Below are 15,468 nucleotides of genomic sequence, written 5' to 3'. Positions count from 1 at the left end.
GGCCATGACACGGACGTTCGCCGAACGGGTTGTGGAAGTTGCGGCCGGTCCCTGCCGGCTCTATGTGCTGCCGATGCCCGTGGAGCAGGTGGTGACGCTCCGCGGCTCGTTTCGCACCTGGCCGGACTTCGCGGCCGGCGAGACGCTCCTGCAGCGGCTCTCCGTTGCCATGCTGGACCGGGGCACGCGCCGCCGCGATCGCTTCGAACTGGCGCGCCTGCTGGAAGACCGGGGCGCGCACCTGAGCTTTACGAGCAAGGGCTCACGTGTTGAATTTGCCGGACGCATGCTCCGGCGACATCTGGCCGACGTGCTGCCGCTGCTGGCCGAGCAGCTCCGCGAACCCCGCTTCGATCCCGAAGAGTTCGAAAAGGCCCGCCTGCACGTGCAGGCGCAGCTCCAGCAGCAACTGGAGCAGACGAGCGCACGCGCCCGTATTGCCTTGAGCCAGCGTCTCTATCCGCCCGCGCATCCGAACTACCGGCGCGATCCGGAAGCCGAGCTGGAACGCCTGGCCACGCTGACGCTCGAAGACGTGCGGGCCTACCACGCCGCCCACTTCGGGGCGAACGAACTGATCCTGGTGCTGGTGGGCAACGTGCAGCCCGAGGCGGCCGAGCCGCTGGTGCGGGAAGCGTTTGCCGACTGGCCGCCGCATGCCGCGACGCCGCGCTTTGCGGCCGATGCCGCCCCGCAGCCGCCGGATCGGGTCCAGATCCACGTGCCGGATCGGCAGAATCTGGACGTGCTCATGGGCCATGCCGTGCCGCTCCGGCGTCAGCATCCCGATTACATCCCGCTTTACGTGGGCACCTACATCCTGGGCGGCAACTTTTCAGCCCGCCTGATGGCGACCGTGCGCGACGAGCAGGGGCTGACCTACGGCATCCACGCCGCGCTGGAAGGGATCTCGACGGAGCACGACGGTCACTTCGAGATCGAAGTAACGCTGAGCCAGGAGCGTCTGGAGGAAGGCATTGCCGCCACGCTGGCCCAGGTACGGCGCTTCGTGGAGGAGGGCGTGACCGAGGAAGAACTAGCTGAAAAGAAGGACACGCTGACCGGACTGTTCCAGACCGGCCTGAGCACGACGGCCGGACTGGCCACGGCACTGCTGATCAACATCGAGCGTGGCTTCGGGCCCGGCTACCTGGATCGCTACCCCGAAGAAATCCGCGCCGTCACGCGCCCGCAGGTCAACGAGGTCGTGCAGCGCTACCTGAATCCAGAGGCCCTGCACACCGTGGTGGCCGGCAGCGTGGAGACCGTGCCATCCGGGTCATAAACGCAGCAGGCCCGCCCCCTTGCGAGAGCGGACCTGCTGCGTCCCCATCCACGAGAACACGGGCCTTGCGTGTTCCGGGGAAAGTATCGGCCGGAAGCCGGAGCAACTTAAGCGTCGAGCCGGAGAAAATTATCGGTCACGTTGCGCCTCTCGGTAGAGCTTTTCCAGCGTGGGCAGAGCACGCTGCACCATCTCCTCCACACTCAGTCCCCGATTGGCCTGTACTTCGTGCAGTTTGCGGCAGACCAGCTCGAGTGCTCCTTTCAGGCCGTGCGCTTCAATGCTCCGGCTGGTGGCGCGACGACGGCCGTCAGCGTCGATCCAGTAGCCCTGCACATAGGGACGACGAATGCCCTGTCGCGTCACCTTGACGCTGAAGCCGATTCCGATCACACCGGAACGGTTGATCGATGCGGCCGCTTTTTGCCGAACCTCTGGCGTGCGCAACCGGGCCGTAGGATCGATCGGGGGCGGAAGCTCCTGCAACAGTTGATCGCGATAGGCCAGCGCGGCTTCGAATGCCTTCTCGGGAGAGCCGTATTTCTTGTCGGAAAAGAATTGTGTATAGGACTGATTCTGCCGCTGGATGCGGACCTGCCAGCCGTGGGTGGCGTGCACGTCAATGCGAAAAATGTTGCGTGCCTTTTTCTTTAAGGCCTGGCTTTTTAAAGACATGATTCCCCTGGCCGCTGATAAACATTACCAGATCCATTGTAAGGAAGGCTCCGTGCTTCGCGGTGGGACAGCACCTGAATTTATACATAAAACTTATTACATTCAATAGTGCAACAAAAGAAAATCTCGGACGGGGAGCGGTTCCAAAATACTGACATATTTTGCAATAAGCGTAACTCCAGGCCTACCTTGCGATAAATCGGTGGTTTCCCCTGCAGCTTAAATCAACTACAGCCGATGCGTATCGGATGGGTATGCCTGGGAGTGTGGTTGCTCTGGGGGTGTGTTCAGGAGCAGCCGGCTCTGAACTATCGCGTCGTGGGGTACCTGTATGGACCACGGATGGACAGCCTGCCGACGCTGGAGCTGTCCGGCCTGACCCACGTGAACTATGCCTTTGCAAACGTGCGCCCTGACGGTCGGGTTGTGCTGGAGACGTCGGACGACAGCGTGCGATTGCGCCGACTGGTGGGAATGCGGGGCATGGAAGGCCCTCGGATCTTGCTCTCAGTGGGGGGATGGACCTGGTCGGATTATTTCTCGGATGCGGCGCTGACCGAGGCGTCCCGCCAGCGCTTTGCAGAGAGTGCGGGCTCGTTGCTGGTAGCCTTCGATCTGGACGGGCTGGATATCGACTGGGAGTATCCGGGCCAGCCGGGCGAGGGCAACGTGTATCGAGAGGAGGATCGGGAGCATTTCACGTGGCTGCTGGCATCGGTGCGGGCGGTGCTGGATTCGCTGGAGCAGGCGCACGGTCGAACCTACCTGCTGACCATTGCGGCGGCGGCCGGTCCGGAATACCTGAAGCATGTGGAAATAGAGCAGGTGCAGTCCCTGGTGGATTTTATCAATCTGATGACGTATGATTTCCACGGGAGCTGGACGCCGCACACGGGGCACCACGCGAACCTGTACCCGTCGCCGCTGGACCCGGAAGGGATTTCGGTAGACGAGGCCGTTCGGCGCTACCTGGCGGCGGGGGTGCCGGGGGAGAAGCTGGTGGTCGGGGTGCCGTTCTACGGGCGAGGCTGGCGTGGCGTGCGGCCGGAGCATAACGGGCGGTATCAGCCCTACGAGGCGTCGCTTACGGAGGAGCTGTCGTTTGCCACATTGCAGCGTGACTACATCGGACGGGGCGGTTTCGTGCGCTACTGGGATGAAGAAGCGCGGGCGCCATACCTGTGGCATGCCACGGAGCGAATTTTTATTTCCTACGAGGATACGCAGTCGCTGGGCGAGAAGGTGGCCTACGTGCGGGCGCATCGGCTGGGAGGTCTGATGTTCTGGGAGTACAGCGGGGACGCGGGCGGGGTGCTGCGGTGCCTTGCAGCCTCGATAAATCCGTTATTGCAATGCAGAGAAGAGAACTGATTCAATTAGGGGTAGTCTCCGGTCTGCTGGGGTTGCTGGGCATTCGGTGTTCGCCCGCCGCAAGGCATCGACTGCCAGTAGCCGTCGCGACCTGGGATCACGGACAGATGGCCGTTGAAGCCGCCTGGCGCGCGTTGCAACAGGGCGGTAGCCTGCTGGATGCCGTGGAGGAAGGCGTGCGGGTCGTCGAGGCGGATCCTGATGTGCGGACGGTCGGAGTGGGCGGCTATCCGGACGTCACCGGTCGGGTTACGCTGGACGCGTCGATCATGGAGGGCACGGGGCGTTGTGGGGCCGTGGCTTTTCTGGAGGGCTTCGTGCATCCGATTTCGGTGGCTCGCCGCGTGATGGAAAAGACCCCGCATGTCTTTCTGGTAGGTGAGGGTGCCCGGGCCTTTGCGCTGGCCGAAGGATTCGAGGAGGCGAAACTGCTGACGCCGGAATCCGAGCAGGACTGGCTTCGCTGGAAGGAGCAGCAGGGGACACCGGCTCCGCCGCCGCCCAATCTCGAAAACACCAACCGCATCGATGCCGACAATCACGATACAGTCGGGCTGCTGGTGGCCGATGCGACGGGCCGGCTGGCCGGTGCCTGCTCGACCAGCGGCGCCGCTTTCAAGATGCGGGGACGCGTGGGCGACTCGCCGATCATCGGGGCCGGGCTGTTCGTGGACGACGACGTGGGGGCGGCCTGTGCGACCGGCTGGGGCGAAGGTGTCATTCGCATTGCCGGCTCGCATCTGGTCGTAGAGCTGATGCGCCAGGGCGACGATCCGGAGCTCGCCTGCCGGAAGGCCGTCGCGCGCTATCGCGCCAGGAATGCCGACGACACGCTGCAGGTGGGCTTTCTGGCACTCCGGCGCGACGGTGCCGTGGGCGCCTACAGCCTGCAACCGGGTTTTACCTATGCCGTGAGGGACGCGGAGCAGAAGGTGCGATTGCTTCAGGCACCGAGCCTCCTGCGCTGAAAAACAAAAAGCGCCGGCTCCAAGCAGAGCCGGCGCTTTCTGGCTTCGCCATGGGCGTTGTCACTCAGAGGCTCCTTCCTCAGCCGTCTCGGGTTTCTCCGGCGAAGTGGCCTCGGCGGCCGGGCGCGCCTCAAAGATCAGCTCACCCGGTTTGACCGACTCGTCGTAGTTGATCACGACGAGATCGCCTTCCTTGACCTCGTTGCTCAAGATGGCCTCGGCCAGCGGGTCTTCCACGTACTTCTGGATAGCCCGCCGTAGCGGCCGGGCGCCGTACTGCGGGTCGTAGCCCTTTTCGACGAGGAAGTCTTTCGCCGCCTGCGTGAACTCGACCTGAATGCCCAGATCGCCCGCCCGCTTGAGCAGGTCGGAGACCATCAGGTCGATGATCTGGTAAATGTGCTGCTTTTCCAGCGGCTGGAAGACGATCACGTCGTCGATTCGGTTCAGGAACTCGGGGTTGAAGACGCGCTTGAGCGCATCTTCAACGGTGGACTTCATCGCCTGGTAGTTGAAGGGCTGCTCGGTCTGCGTGAAGCCGATGCCCTTGCCCAGGTTCTTGATCTCCCGAGCCCCGATGTTCGAGGTCATGATGATGATCGTGTTCCGGAAGTCGACGCGGCGGCCCAGTCCGTCGGTCAGGATGCCGTCGTCGAGCACCTGCAACAGGATGTTGAACACATCCGGGTGCGCCTTTTCGATCTCATCGAGCAGCACGACGGAGTAGGGCTTGCGCCGCACCTTCTCGGTGAGCTGGCCACCTTCCTCGTAGCCCACGTATCCCGGCGGGGCACCGATCAGGCGGCTGACGGAGAACTTCTCCATGTACTCGCTCATGTCGATGCGGATGAGCGCGTCTTCGGAGTCGAACAGGTACTCCGTCAGCGCTTTGGCCAGCTCGGTCTTCCCGACGCCGGTCGGTCCGAGGAAGATGAACGAGCCGATCGGCCGCTTCGGGTCCTTGAGGCCGGCCCGTGTGCGCCGGATGGCCCGGGCCAGCTTGGAGATCGCCTCGTCTTGGCCGATCACCCGGCTCTTGAGCGCCTCCTCCATACGGAGGAGCTTCTTCTGCTCCGGTTCGGTGATCTTGTCGACCGGGATACCGGTCATCATGGCCACGACTTCGGCGACGTCCTGGGCCGTGACCTCATGCACCTCATGCTGCACGCGCTCTTCCCAGGCCCGCTTGGCCTCTTCCAGCTCTTCGAGCAGTTTCTTTTCCCGGTCACGGAGCCGGGCCGCCTCCTCGAAGCGCTGGCTCTTGACCACCCGGTTCTTTTCCTCTCGGACGCGCTCGATCTCTTCCTCCAGTTCGACGATCTCCTTCGGAACCCGGATGTTCTTCAGGTGCACCCGGGCACCGGCCTCGTCCATGACGTCAATCGCCTTGTCCGGGAGGAAGCGATCGGTAATGTAGCGCTCCGAGAGCTTGACGCATAGCTCGATCGCCTCGTCCGTGTAGCGGACGTTGTGGTGCTCTTCGTAACGATCCTTGATCTTCTTCAGAATCTCGATGGTCTCCTCGGGCGTGGAGGGATCCACGATGATCTTCTGGAAGCGGCGATCGAGCGCGCCATCTTTTTCGATGTACTGGCGGTACTCGTCCAGCGTCGTGGCGCCGATGCACTGGATCTCACCGCGCGCCAGCGCCGGCTTGAACATGTTGGAGGCATCGAGCGAGCCCGAAGCACCACCCGCCCCGACGATCGTATGCAGCTCGTCGATGAAGAGGATGACGTCCGGGTTCTTCTCGAGCTCGTTCATGACCGCCTTCATGCGCTCCTCGAACTGGCCGCGGTACTTCGTGCCGGCCACCAGTGCGGCCAGGTCGAGCGAGACGATCCGCTTGTCGTAGAGGACGCGGCTGACCTTGCGCTGCACAATGCGCATGGCCAGGCCCTCGACGATGGCGGTCTTCCCGACCCCCGGGTCTCCGATGAGCACCGGGTTGTTCTTCTTCCGGCGGCTGAGCACCTGGGCAACCCGCTCGATCTCCCGCTCCCGTCCGATGACGGGATCCAGCTTCCCCTCTTCGGCCAGCTTGGTCAGGTCGCGGCCGAAGTTGTCCAACACGGGTGTTTTGCTCTTTTCCATTTTCGTGTACTCTCTGCCGTATCTGGATGAAAATCGACTGCCGCTTCCGCTACTGCTACTGCCGCGGGCCGAAGCCTTGCCACTCAGGATGGCATCGAGCTCGGCCCGGACGGCATCGTACGTGATCGAGAACCCCTGCTGCAGAATCTGAGCGGCAATGTTTTCCTCGTCGCGGAGCAGACTCAGCAGCAGGTGTTCGGTGCCAATTACATCGCTTTTGTACAGTTTGGCTTCCAGGTAGGTTATTTTCAGTACCTTTTCGGCCTGCTTCGTCAGGGGGAGGTTCCCCACGACGGTCGTCGGGCCGCTGGTGCTACGGACGGCGTCTTCAATCGCCTTCTTCAGCTTCAGCAGGTCACATCCGAGATTGCGAAGGATCTGTACGGCGATGCCTTCGCCCTCCCGGATGATGCCAAGCAACAGGTGTTCCGTTCCGATATAGTCGTGGCCCAGCCGGATTGCTTCTTCGCGACTGTAGGCAATAACGTCCCGAACTCTGTTGGAGAAGTTTCCTTCCATAACTACCGGTTTTGATTTAAACAGCCCTGAATGCCGGTGGCCTGTTCAAGGCTGCCCTGATGCGATCAGCGTGCCGCAATGTGCGGCCGACGCTGACCCTACGCTGTTAACCGAACCTCTGGAATGCAGTTCCTGAACAAAAAACGCGGGGCGGCAACGCTTACCCCGCGTCTGCAGCCAGCTCGCATCCTGCTTCAGACTGCAAAACTCGAGCCGCAGCCGCAGGTCTGGGTAGCATTGGGGTTGTTGAAAACGAACCCTCGGGCATTAAGCCCGTCATGGTAGTCGATCGTTGTTCCCATTAAATATAGGCCGTGACGGCGGTCCATGTAAATGGTAATGCCTTCGACTTCGAACTCCAGGTCGTACTCGCGTTTGCGGTCGAAGCCCAGCAGATAGCTCATGCCCGAGCATCCGCCGCCCCGGACGCCCACGCGCAGCGCATAGCCTTCCGGAATCTGCTTGGTCTGCATGATCTTCCGGATTTCCTGTGCCGCCCGGGGCGTCAGCTGGATCGGAGCCTGCAGGGTCGTGGTGCTCATGGGTCGTCGAAAACTTTCGGATGATTTCCGGAACGATTCTGAGAACGTAGCGCGGACGTAGCTGTTCCGCACTCAGCGCAGCGGGCGTGCCAGCACCACAGGTGCCCTGCGGGCCAGCAGACGACCGCCGCGGGCGTCCATGGCCTCCAGCAATACGATGTAGATCCCGATGGGGAGCACGCCACCCGTATCGTCGCGACCGTCCCAGAACAGCAGGCCCTGCGCGCCGCTGTTGGCCGGTCCCAGCGTACGCACCGGCCGTCCCTGACTGTCGAAGATCCGGGCGCGTACCAGGGCGCCGGCCGTCGGCAACTTGAAACGAATGACGGCCACGTCGTCGATGCCGTCGCCGTCCGGTGAAAACGGGGAGGGGGTGACTTCCAGATCGGGCTGCTCCGGAAGTGGCGGGGTGGTCTGCAGGCGGGCAGCGTTCGGACGTCCCGGCGTGCCGCCGGAAGGATCTGGACTGCTGGTCCAGTTGGCCGGATCATTTGAGGGTCCCTCGGGGAGCAATCGTTCCAGGGACAGACCCGTTGCCTCACGGACGCCCGCCTGGTGCCAGGAGGGGTCGTAGTACACCGAGTCGATCGTGTGATGCCCATACTGCAGGTGGATCAGATCTCCCTCGTTGCGCAGCCCCAGCGAGGCCCCGGACAGAGGAATCCATACGGTACCCGGCTGACGGGTGGCGCCCGGAAAGGCCGCCTCGATGAAAGCCAGCGGGTCCTGCCCGGCCGGCACGTTAAAGACGACGGCCAGACTTTCAGGTGCGAGCGCCCGAAAACGGACGGGCAACCACATGGTATCGGCACGGTTGTGCTCGTCGGGCACGTCGGTCCAGAAAAGCCCCTCCAGATTGAGGTGGCGTTCGGAGATGTTGATCAGTTCGATGTATTCGGGCTGGTCCGGACGGCCGTCGTGCGGATCGGCAAGCGGCGCGTAGAGGATTTCGTTGATACGCAAGGCGTCCGGCACCGGTGGATAGGCCAGCGGGCGCACTGCCGAAGCCAGTTGGTTGCCTTTGAGGTCACGAAGGTCGTGAATGACAAGCTGTTGCTGGGTTAGCGGTCGTTCGAAGTGCAGCAGGACCTGCTGTGCGTCGGACACCCAGGTGGCCGCCGCGGGTTGTGTGCCATCGTCCAGTTCGAAGGCCTCGGGCTGAACAGATGACGGGTCGAGTACTTCATCGAAAAAGACCACCACGGTAAAGCTGTCGCGCACGGCCACAAAGCGCACGACGGGCGGCGCCAGGTCGGGCTCGTAGCGGCTGTTACGGCGCCCGGGTGTGGCCCCCAGCGAATCGACGCTGACGGCCCAGTTGGCACGGAGCCATGTGGGGAGGTCGGGATCCCGACGCTCCAGCGAACGGCCGGGCTGGCCCATGGACGCGTCGTACCGGAGCGAGTCGAGGCGCAGGCTGTCGCTTCGCTTCAGTACGACGACGTCGCCGTCGTTGTTGAGCGGGGGCCAGGCGCCCGGCTGCAGGAGCACGGGCACGTTGCCGAAGATTTTTCGCAACGCGGCCGTGTCCTCGGCCAGCACGACATAAGCGCCGGGACCGATCAGAAAGACACGCTCGGCCAGCGGTTGTGGCTCCGACCGGGCATCGTGCCAGTGGATCTCGCGGAGATCCAGCGCATGGGCTGAGCGATTGTAGAGTTCAACAAACTCAAGCCCGGGCTGTGCGGGCGCGTAGAGCACTTCATTGATGATCAGATCGCCCGGATCGGCCGGTTCGGGATCCCCCGGAAACGTAAACGTGCGCTCAACGGCCGGCATGAGGTTGCCCACCGTATCGGCCACGGCTTCGATGCGAAGGGTGTAAGTGGCCAGGGGTGTCATGGGCGTAGCCAGCAGCAGCGTGAAGTCGGGGCGTGGTGGGGCCGGACAGTCCTGCACCTGCCGGACGGCCGGCCCCTCCAGCAGGCGGTAGGCGGCCGGATCGCAACCCGTCGCCGGCTCATCGAAGCGCACGCCGAGCTTTCGACTGTCGATGGGGTAGAGGTCGACCAGGCGTGGTGGAAGCGTATCGGTTACGACAGGAAGTGCCAGCACCGTGTCGCGCATCAGGTTGCCGGCCGGGTCGCGCAGGCCGCGGACGTATAGCCGATAGGACCCAGAGGGAGGAATGCGGGCGTAGTGCAGGCGAGCGGTCTGGCCGGAAGCATCCCAGCGCACGTTGTCAGGGATTCCGGAGAACGTCGGGGCCTCCACGTAGAACGCGTCAGATGGCGTACGGGTGGTGTCGATGGGCTCGGAAAAGTCTACCAGGAAGGCACGCAGTCGCTGGCGATAGACGGCGCCGGTAACCTCAGGGGGTGTGCGGTCGGGGCGTTCGGCCTCGCCAGCTACGAGCAGATCGTCGAAGGTATAGCTGCGGCCGGTGGTGGTCGTATGCTTGACCCAGAGGCCGAAGTAGCGGCTTTTCCAGTAGGTGGCATCACTGGCTTCCAGGAGCAGCTGGCCTTCCAGAGAGACGCTCCAGTGTCCGGTTTCGGTACGCAACACTTTCAGCGTGAGTGTCTGCGTCGGCTCGGTCAGGATCGGGTCGCTACGGCCGAGCAGAATGCGCCGGGTGGCCGGATCACCGTCCTGGCGGTAGAGGCGCACTTCGTCGCTGTTGTTCGTACCCAGTTGCAGAAAATAGCCGTGGACAGGGCCTTTCAGATCGGCGGTGTCGGCCATCAGGTAGATGCGGACGCCGTTGAAGTTGCTCAGGTTGACCTGCTCATAGCTTATGGTGAACTGCCAGAGGCCCCAGGAGACGGTGGAGGGGGTAGCGAGAAAGAGCGTGTCGGCTCGGGGTGGGCCGTTGGTGCGCAGGCGGGGGTTACTGGCGAGCGTATCGATCGTCCAGTAGGCGGTGGTGCCCAGCCAGGGCGGGTTTTCGGTAAAGTTGCCGTCGCTGAAGGTTTCCAGGAGCTGGGCCTGCAGGGGAAGGGGAAGCAGCAGGAGCCAGAGGAAGCGGTGCATGGCCGTTGAGAGCCGTTATTGCAGCGCTAAACAATCCCGAAGTGTTTGCGAAGAACCCATTCGATTGTAAGCAGCAAAATAATCAGGACAAGCGGCGGCCACGTCATCCGTGGGCGCCATTCTGCCTGTACGAGCGTCTCCGATGGTGTAAGCAAACCGGCCTGCTGGAGCGTAGTTGCCAGCGTCGGAGCTTCCGAAAGGGTCAGGAAGCGGCCGCCGGTGCGGCCGGCAAGCTGTCGGAGCAGGTTCCAGTCGGCCCAGGGGGTTTTGTACTCGAGCGTGGTGGCACCGACGGCAAAGTAGCCGCTGTCGCGGCCGAGCAGTTCCGTTCCGCGCCGTGCTTCGCCCCGGTAGCGGTACAGGCCCTGGGGCAGGTTGTCGATTTCCAGGCGATAGCGGCCGTTGCCGGTCGATTCCATACGGAACGGATAGCGGGTGCTGTCGGCGTCCCACACCTCGACGGTAACCGTCGCGTCGCTGACCGGGGCCAGCCGTTCGTCATAAACCTCGCCCAGGAGTCGAACCGGTTCGTCCTCGCCAAACGTGTCGCGTTCCGGGCGGATGCGCACCTGCTGATTTTCGGTAGGTGCCGTTAGCCACTGGATCAGGTTGTTCAGCAGCGTTTCCCAGAAAGCCCTGAGTTCGTCGAACGCATCGGGCAGGCTGCTCCAGCGCCAGGTACCGCTGCCCAGCAGCACGGCACGGCGGTGGCCGCTTCGTTCTTGGACCACGAGCAACGGAGCGGAGGTAGCGCCGTCGGTTGAACGGGCAACGGCCAGCAGACGCGCGTCCGGGGCCACCGTCCAGGTGGAAAGCGTGGTGCGGAGTGGAGGAAGCTGTTCCAGCGCGTCGGGGATGCCACCGGGAAGATCAAAGACGGCATGCGTGCGAGCTTCCGGTCGAAGCTGGAAGGCCACGTTGACATGGCCGGGAAGAATCTGATCGGGGCGGGCCGGAAGTACCTCGGCCAGGGCGCTCAGGCGACGGAGATCCGTCTGGGGGCTGAGCAGAAACAGGAGCGGGATGCGCTCGGCGGCGGCCGCGATACGCTCCAGGTCGGTCGTGCTGGCTTCGCGTCCAGGATAGCCGGCCAGGATGATCAGGTCGAATGCGTTGAGTGAGTCTGGAAGCGGACCGCCATAGAAGCGCCGGTCGTCGCGCTGCACGCGTGTGGTTACCTCCAGGTCGGCGTTCTGAGCGAGGAGCCGCTGGAGGTTGGCCAGATCGGGTTCGGGGGCGGCGCCGAGCAGCAGGATGCGGCGGCGGCGTTCGAGTACGCGGACGACGGTGTTTTCTCCGTTATTGCTATCCAAAAACTCTCCAGAAATCGGATCCACATACACGCGCAGCCGATGCAGACCCGGCTGTTGTGGTTCGTAGGTGAAGGTGACGGTCGCCCGCTCTTCCTGAGCGCTGAAGGTGTGCCGCCGGCGTTCGATTTCGCGGCCGTCCACTTCCAGCCTGATCGTTACTTCCGCGCCGGCGAAGCCCCGGGCCTGCAGGTGTGCTGTGACGGGGAGGCGCGTCCGCGTGTAGGCCAGCGTGTTGGTTTCGATACGGTCGATCCAGATGTCGCGCGGGCGTGCAGTATCGCCCACGGCCACGGTGAAAATCGGGATGCCCAGGCGTTCGGCGCTGTACAGGGGCGACGGACCGGTGTTGAACTGGCCGTCGGAGATCAATACGATGGCACGAAGATGGGGATGGCGTTGCTGGACTTCGAGAATAGCCTGATTCAGGTCGGTGCGTGTCTGGCGGAAGCGAAGCGAGTCGGTCAGATGACGCGGCTCATCAGGAAGAGGGTGCAGGGTGGCTCCCAGGCCGTAAACGTGCAGGCGGGCTGTTCGCAATGCATCCCAGGGGAGTGCCTGCTGAAGCTGCCGGGCCAGTTGCCGGCTGCTGTCGCGGGCGGCAAGCGGCATACTGGCACTATCGTCGATCAGAAGGGCCAGTTCGGGCGGAGTCTGCCGTCGCTCGGTACGTACCAGCAGGGGATCGGCCAGCAGCGTAAGCACGAGGCCCAGGGTGGTGCTCCGGAGCAGCGTCAGCAGCAGACGCTGGCGCCGGGTCAGGGTGTGCGTGCGGCGGTAGGTCCAGACGGCGAAAGCGACCGTCAGGCTCAGCAGCAGAACGTACAGGAAGGGCGGCCAGGCGAGCTGCAGCATGCGCAATTGCTGTTATTGCAATACAAAAAAACCAGGAAGTAAAAGATCAACCCTCATATGCTCAGGAGGATTCTTCGATCCTCGATCCATCCACACCGACAGATCCGAACGGTGTTCGGCCAGCAGTTGTCGACAGGCACCACAGGGCGCACCCCGGACGTCGTTCACACACGACAGAAACAACGCTCGCCAGGTTGACGGCGCTATTCCGTAGCTAATGGCCGTTCCCAGCGCATTCCGTTCGGCGCAGAGCGTCCGCGTCCAGTCCGGATGCTCGACGTTGACGCCCGGAATACAACGACCATCCTCAAGCTGGAGCAGACAGCCCACCGGAAACCGTGAGTACGGCGCCAGCGCTCGAGTAGCAACCTCACGGGCCAGTTGAATACCCTCGGGCGGTTCATCGGGCATCTGATCAAGAAAAGGGGCAAGCGGCTCGCGAAGCGTCGGCAGCTCAGTAGCTCGAAGCACAAAAAGATCCGCCGATACGCCCATTAGCGATAATTCCAGCCCCTCCAGAAAAGCCCGCGTTCCCGCATCCGGTGGCTCTGAGAAGACCACGGCCACCACGTCACGACGGCCCAGCGCCACGGCGGTCGTCCAGGCATTCTGCAGCGGTGGAATCGTCAGCGAAAACGACGCGCTTTCGACGCGTACACCCGGAATCCAGGAGCCGTCAGAGAGCAACAGCACCACGGCGGCCGGACGCTTCGAGTAGGGCACATAAGCGCGGCGTTTCACCTCGTGCACCAGCTCTCGGAGTTGCTCGCGTATGTCCGTCACGGCAGTTTCGTGGATCATTTATGAAGCACAGGACATATCCGGAGCGATTGCATAAGTTTCGCCGGATACCTGGTTGCTATTGGAAAAAGCCGTGCTCCGACGCCTGTACTTCGAGCTTTTCGTAGCCTTACGCTACCTGCGCGGAGCGCAGGGACGCGAGGAGGGTCGCCGATTCCTTCGCTTTATCACTTACATTGCCATCGGCGGAGTAACTGTCGGCGTCGCCGCACTGCTCCTGGCGCTGTCCATTGTGCACGGCTTCAGTCGGGAGATCGAAGCCAAGATCACCGGTTTTGGCGCACACATTCAGGTGGAGAACCTTCGCGATGCACCGCTTTCAGATGCCGCCTGGATGGAAGCCGCCCTGCAGTACATGCCCGGCGTGGTCTCCGTCCGCCCGGTCATTCAGGAGTTCGTCCTGATCCGACGGGGGCGCCGCGAAGTGGACGGCGTCGCTCTGTGGGGGAGCCCCACGCTTCCAGAATACCTGCAACAGCACCTGGTGGCCGGCGTGGCACGATTTGCACCTGACAGTCTCGGACGGCCCGGACTGGTCATTGGACGCCAGCTCGCCGAGCAGCTCGGCCTCAAGGTTGGCAATCTTGTCACGCTTTTCTCCATGCGCCGGCTGCCGGCCTCGGTTCATCCCCGCGTACGCGTCCGCCAGTTCTACGTGGCCGGCCTGTACGAGACGCTCCTGGCCGACTTCGACCAGCTCTACGTTTTTACTTCTCTTGAAGCCGCCCGGACCCTGCTGGAATACGGTCCCGACGAGGTCACCCGCTTTGACCTCACGCTGCAGAACGTGCAGGACGCCCCACACCTTGCCCGACAGATCGAGGATCACTTTGGCCTGCCGGTCATCGCCCGCACCATCTATGAAGTATTTCGCAATCTTTTCGCCTGGGTTCGCCTGCAGGAAAGCATCATTCCGCTGGTAATCAGTATCATCGTAATCGTCGCCGCCTTCAACATGCTGGCTACCCTGCTCATGGTCATTCTGGAGAAAGCGCGCGAGATCGGCATTCTGGCCAGCATGGGGGCGTCTCGGCGAAGGCTTCAGCGAATGTACCTGATCCTGGGTCTGCTGACCGGACTGGTCGGAACCGCCCTGGGCGAACTCCTGGCGCTGAGCCTGGCGCTTCTGCAGCAAAAGTTCGGAATCATTCCGCTGCCTGCCGAGGCCTACTACATGCGAACGGCACCGATCGCCCTGCAGACCGTAGATTTTATCCTGGTTGCCGTCGTGACGGTGGGGCTCTGTGGACTGGCCTCGCTGATACCGGCCCGCATTGCCGCCCGCATGAACCCGATTCAGGTGATTCGTTTTCACTGAACAGGCCATGAGCGACGCGCCACAGGTTCGCCTTCGGGTCCTGCTTTTCAGCACGCTACGGGAGCGCCTGGGAAGCAGTGAACTGGAAGTGTTCGTTCCGGCCCCGGCTACCGGGAGTCGGCTACTGGACCAACTGGCCGCACAGTATCCGGCCATCGCCGCTTATCGGCCGGTGGTTCGCCTGGCCGTCAACCAGGAGTACGTCCCGGAATCCGTTGAACTCCATGAAAACGACGAAATTGCCCTGATCACACCGGTCAGTGGAGGCTGAGTTGTGCAACCTTCAGAAAAGCAGGATCGCTATGGAATTTCGCTCACCTACGGTCTGGCTACGACTGATGCACGAGCCGTTGCCGGTCGCCGAAGCTGTGTCGTTTCTTCAGACGCCCGAAGCGGGCGGTCTGGCGCTGTTTCTGGGCACCACACGCCGCTGGACCGACGACCGGGAGACGCTCTCGCTGTTCTACGAAGCCTATGAGCCCATGGCCCTGGCCGAGATGGGACGACTCTCGGACGAAGCGCTCCGCCGCTGGCCCGTCCGTCGGCTCTGCCTGTGGCACCGACTGGGCGACGTACCCGCCGGCGAAATCAGTGTACTGGTGGGCGTGGCCACCCCGCATCGGGCCGAAGCGTTCGAGGCCTGCCGTTTCCTGATTGACACGCTCAAGCGCCAGGTGCCCATCTGGAAGCGCGAAACGCTCTCGGACGGTCAGAACGTGTGGGTCGAAGGCATCCCTGAATCGAAGCCGCGCTGAAA

At 63.0% G+C, this 15,468-nt stretch carries 12 protein-coding genes; 6 read left to right on the top strand and 6 right to left on the bottom strand.

Annotated features, from left to right (window positions below; genetic code table 11):
- Nucleotides 1–4: 4 nt before the first annotated feature.
- The gene (locus GYH26_RS07550) at nt 5–1,285 is read left to right on the top strand and encodes a M16 family metallopeptidase (RefSeq protein ID WP_161541129.1); all 1,281 of its coding nucleotides are present in this window, start codon (nt 5–7) and stop codon (nt 1,283–1,285) included.
- Nucleotides 1,286–1,414: 129 nt separating this feature from the next.
- On the opposite strand, the gene GYH26_RS07545 is transcribed toward GYH26_RS07550, so the two are convergent.
- Complete coding sequence (locus GYH26_RS07545) at nt 1,415–1,960, bottom strand: AP2 domain-containing protein (protein WP_161541128.1); 546 nt, start codon at nt 1,958–1,960, stop codon at nt 1,415–1,417.
- Between the two features lie 237 nt (nt 1,961–2,197).
- On the opposite strand from GYH26_RS07545, the gene GYH26_RS07540 reads away from it, so the two are divergent.
- The gene (locus tag GYH26_RS07540) at nt 2,198–3,331 is read left to right on the top strand and encodes a glycoside hydrolase family 18 protein (protein ID WP_161541127.1); all 1,134 of its coding nucleotides are present in this window, start codon (nt 2,198–2,200) and stop codon (nt 3,329–3,331) included.
- On the top strand, nt 3,313–4,299 hold the full coding sequence (locus GYH26_RS07535; RefSeq protein WP_161541126.1) for a N(4)-(beta-N-acetylglucosaminyl)-L-asparaginase: 987 nt from the start codon (nt 3,313–3,315) through the stop codon (nt 4,297–4,299). Before GYH26_RS07540 ends, GYH26_RS07535 begins: the two co-directional genes overlap by 19 nt.
- Nucleotides 4,300–4,359: 60 nt before the next feature.
- Here the strand turns inward: GYH26_RS07535 and GYH26_RS07530 are convergent, their stop codons facing one another.
- From GYH26_RS07530 to GYH26_RS07510, 5 genes are all read right to left on the bottom strand, one after another.
- On the bottom strand, nt 4,360–6,912 hold the full coding sequence (locus GYH26_RS07530) for an ATP-dependent Clp protease ATP-binding subunit (RefSeq protein WP_161541125.1): 2,553 nt from the start codon (nt 6,910–6,912) through the stop codon (nt 4,360–4,362).
- 194 nt (nt 6,913–7,106) lie between these two features.
- Complete coding sequence (locus tag GYH26_RS07525) at nt 7,107–7,454, bottom strand: HesB/IscA family protein (protein WP_012843842.1); 348 nt, start codon at nt 7,452–7,454, stop codon at nt 7,107–7,109.
- A 72-nt stretch (nt 7,455–7,526) separates the two neighbouring features.
- Nucleotides 7,527–10,427, bottom strand: coding sequence for a lamin tail domain-containing protein (locus GYH26_RS07520; protein WP_161541124.1), 2,901 nt, complete (start codon nt 10,425–10,427; stop codon nt 7,527–7,529).
- A gap of 26 nt (nt 10,428–10,453) precedes the next feature.
- Nucleotides 10,454–12,592 (bottom strand): VWA domain-containing protein, encoded by a 2,139-nt coding sequence (locus GYH26_RS07515; protein WP_161541123.1) that lies wholly within the window; start codon nt 12,590–12,592, stop codon nt 10,454–10,456.
- Nucleotides 12,593–12,604: 12 nt separating this feature from the next.
- Nucleotides 12,605–13,375, bottom strand: coding sequence for a cytidine deaminase (locus GYH26_RS07510; protein ID WP_242006308.1), 771 nt, complete (start codon nt 13,373–13,375; stop codon nt 12,605–12,607).
- Between the two features lie 91 nt (nt 13,376–13,466).
- On the opposite strand from GYH26_RS07510, the gene GYH26_RS07505 reads away from it, so the two are divergent.
- Genes GYH26_RS07505 through GYH26_RS07495 form a run of 3 tightly spaced genes read left to right on the top strand, consistent with a single transcriptional unit; the run spans nt 13,467 to nt 15,466 of the window.
- Complete coding sequence (locus GYH26_RS07505; protein WP_161541121.1) at nt 13,467–14,711, top strand: ABC transporter permease; 1,245 nt, start codon at nt 13,467–13,469, stop codon at nt 14,709–14,711.
- Nucleotides 14,712–14,718: 7 nt separating this feature from the next.
- Nucleotides 14,719–14,982 (top strand): MoaD/ThiS family protein, encoded by a 264-nt coding sequence (locus GYH26_RS07500; RefSeq protein ID WP_012843837.1) that lies wholly within the window; start codon nt 14,719–14,721, stop codon nt 14,980–14,982.
- A 31-nt stretch (nt 14,983–15,013) separates the two neighbouring features.
- Complete coding sequence (locus GYH26_RS07495) at nt 15,014–15,466, top strand: molybdenum cofactor biosynthesis protein MoaE (protein WP_197738525.1); 453 nt, start codon at nt 15,014–15,016, stop codon at nt 15,464–15,466.
- The last annotated feature ends 2 nt before the right edge of the window (nt 15,467–15,468 follow it).

It is taken from the genome of Rhodothermus marinus (genome assembly GCF_009936275.1).
In the GTDB taxonomy this organism is placed as follows: domain Bacteria; phylum Bacteroidota; class Rhodothermia; order Rhodothermales; family Rhodothermaceae; genus Rhodothermus; species Rhodothermus marinus_A.
This window is presented reverse-complemented; position numbering and strand designations above follow the sequence as displayed.

Bases quoted from the DNA above. Each gene is read 5' to 3' on its own strand.
- GYH26_RS07550 (WP_161541129.1), top strand. From the start codon at position 5: ATGACACGGACGTTCGCCGAACGGGTTGTGGAAGTTGCGGCCGGTCCC.
- GYH26_RS07545 (WP_161541128.1), bottom strand. From the start codon at position 1,960: ATGTCTTTAAAAAGCCAGGCCTTAAAGAAAAAGGCACGCAACATTTTT.
- GYH26_RS07540 (WP_161541127.1), top strand. From the start codon at position 2,198: ATGCGTATCGGATGGGTATGCCTGGGAGTGTGGTTGCTCTGGGGGTGT.
- GYH26_RS07535 (WP_161541126.1), top strand. From the start codon at position 3,313: ATGCAGAGAAGAGAACTGATTCAATTAGGGGTAGTCTCCGGTCTGCTG.
- GYH26_RS07530 (WP_161541125.1), bottom strand. From the start codon at position 6,912: ATGGAAGGAAACTTCTCCAACAGAGTTCGGGACGTTATTGCCTACAGT.
- GYH26_RS07525 (WP_012843842.1), bottom strand. From the start codon at position 7,454: ATGAGCACCACGACCCTGCAGGCTCCGATCCAGCTGACGCCCCGGGCG.
- GYH26_RS07520 (WP_161541124.1), bottom strand. From the start codon at position 10,427: ATGCACCGCTTCCTCTGGCTCCTGCTGCTTCCCCTTCCCCTGCAGGCC.
- GYH26_RS07515 (WP_161541123.1), bottom strand. From the start codon at position 12,592: ATGCTGCAGCTCGCCTGGCCGCCCTTCCTGTACGTTCTGCTGCTGAGC.
- GYH26_RS07500 (WP_012843837.1), top strand. From the start codon at position 14,719: ATGAGCGACGCGCCACAGGTTCGCCTTCGGGTCCTGCTTTTCAGCACG.
- GYH26_RS07495 (WP_197738525.1), top strand. From the start codon at position 15,014: ATGGAATTTCGCTCACCTACGGTCTGGCTACGACTGATGCACGAGCCG.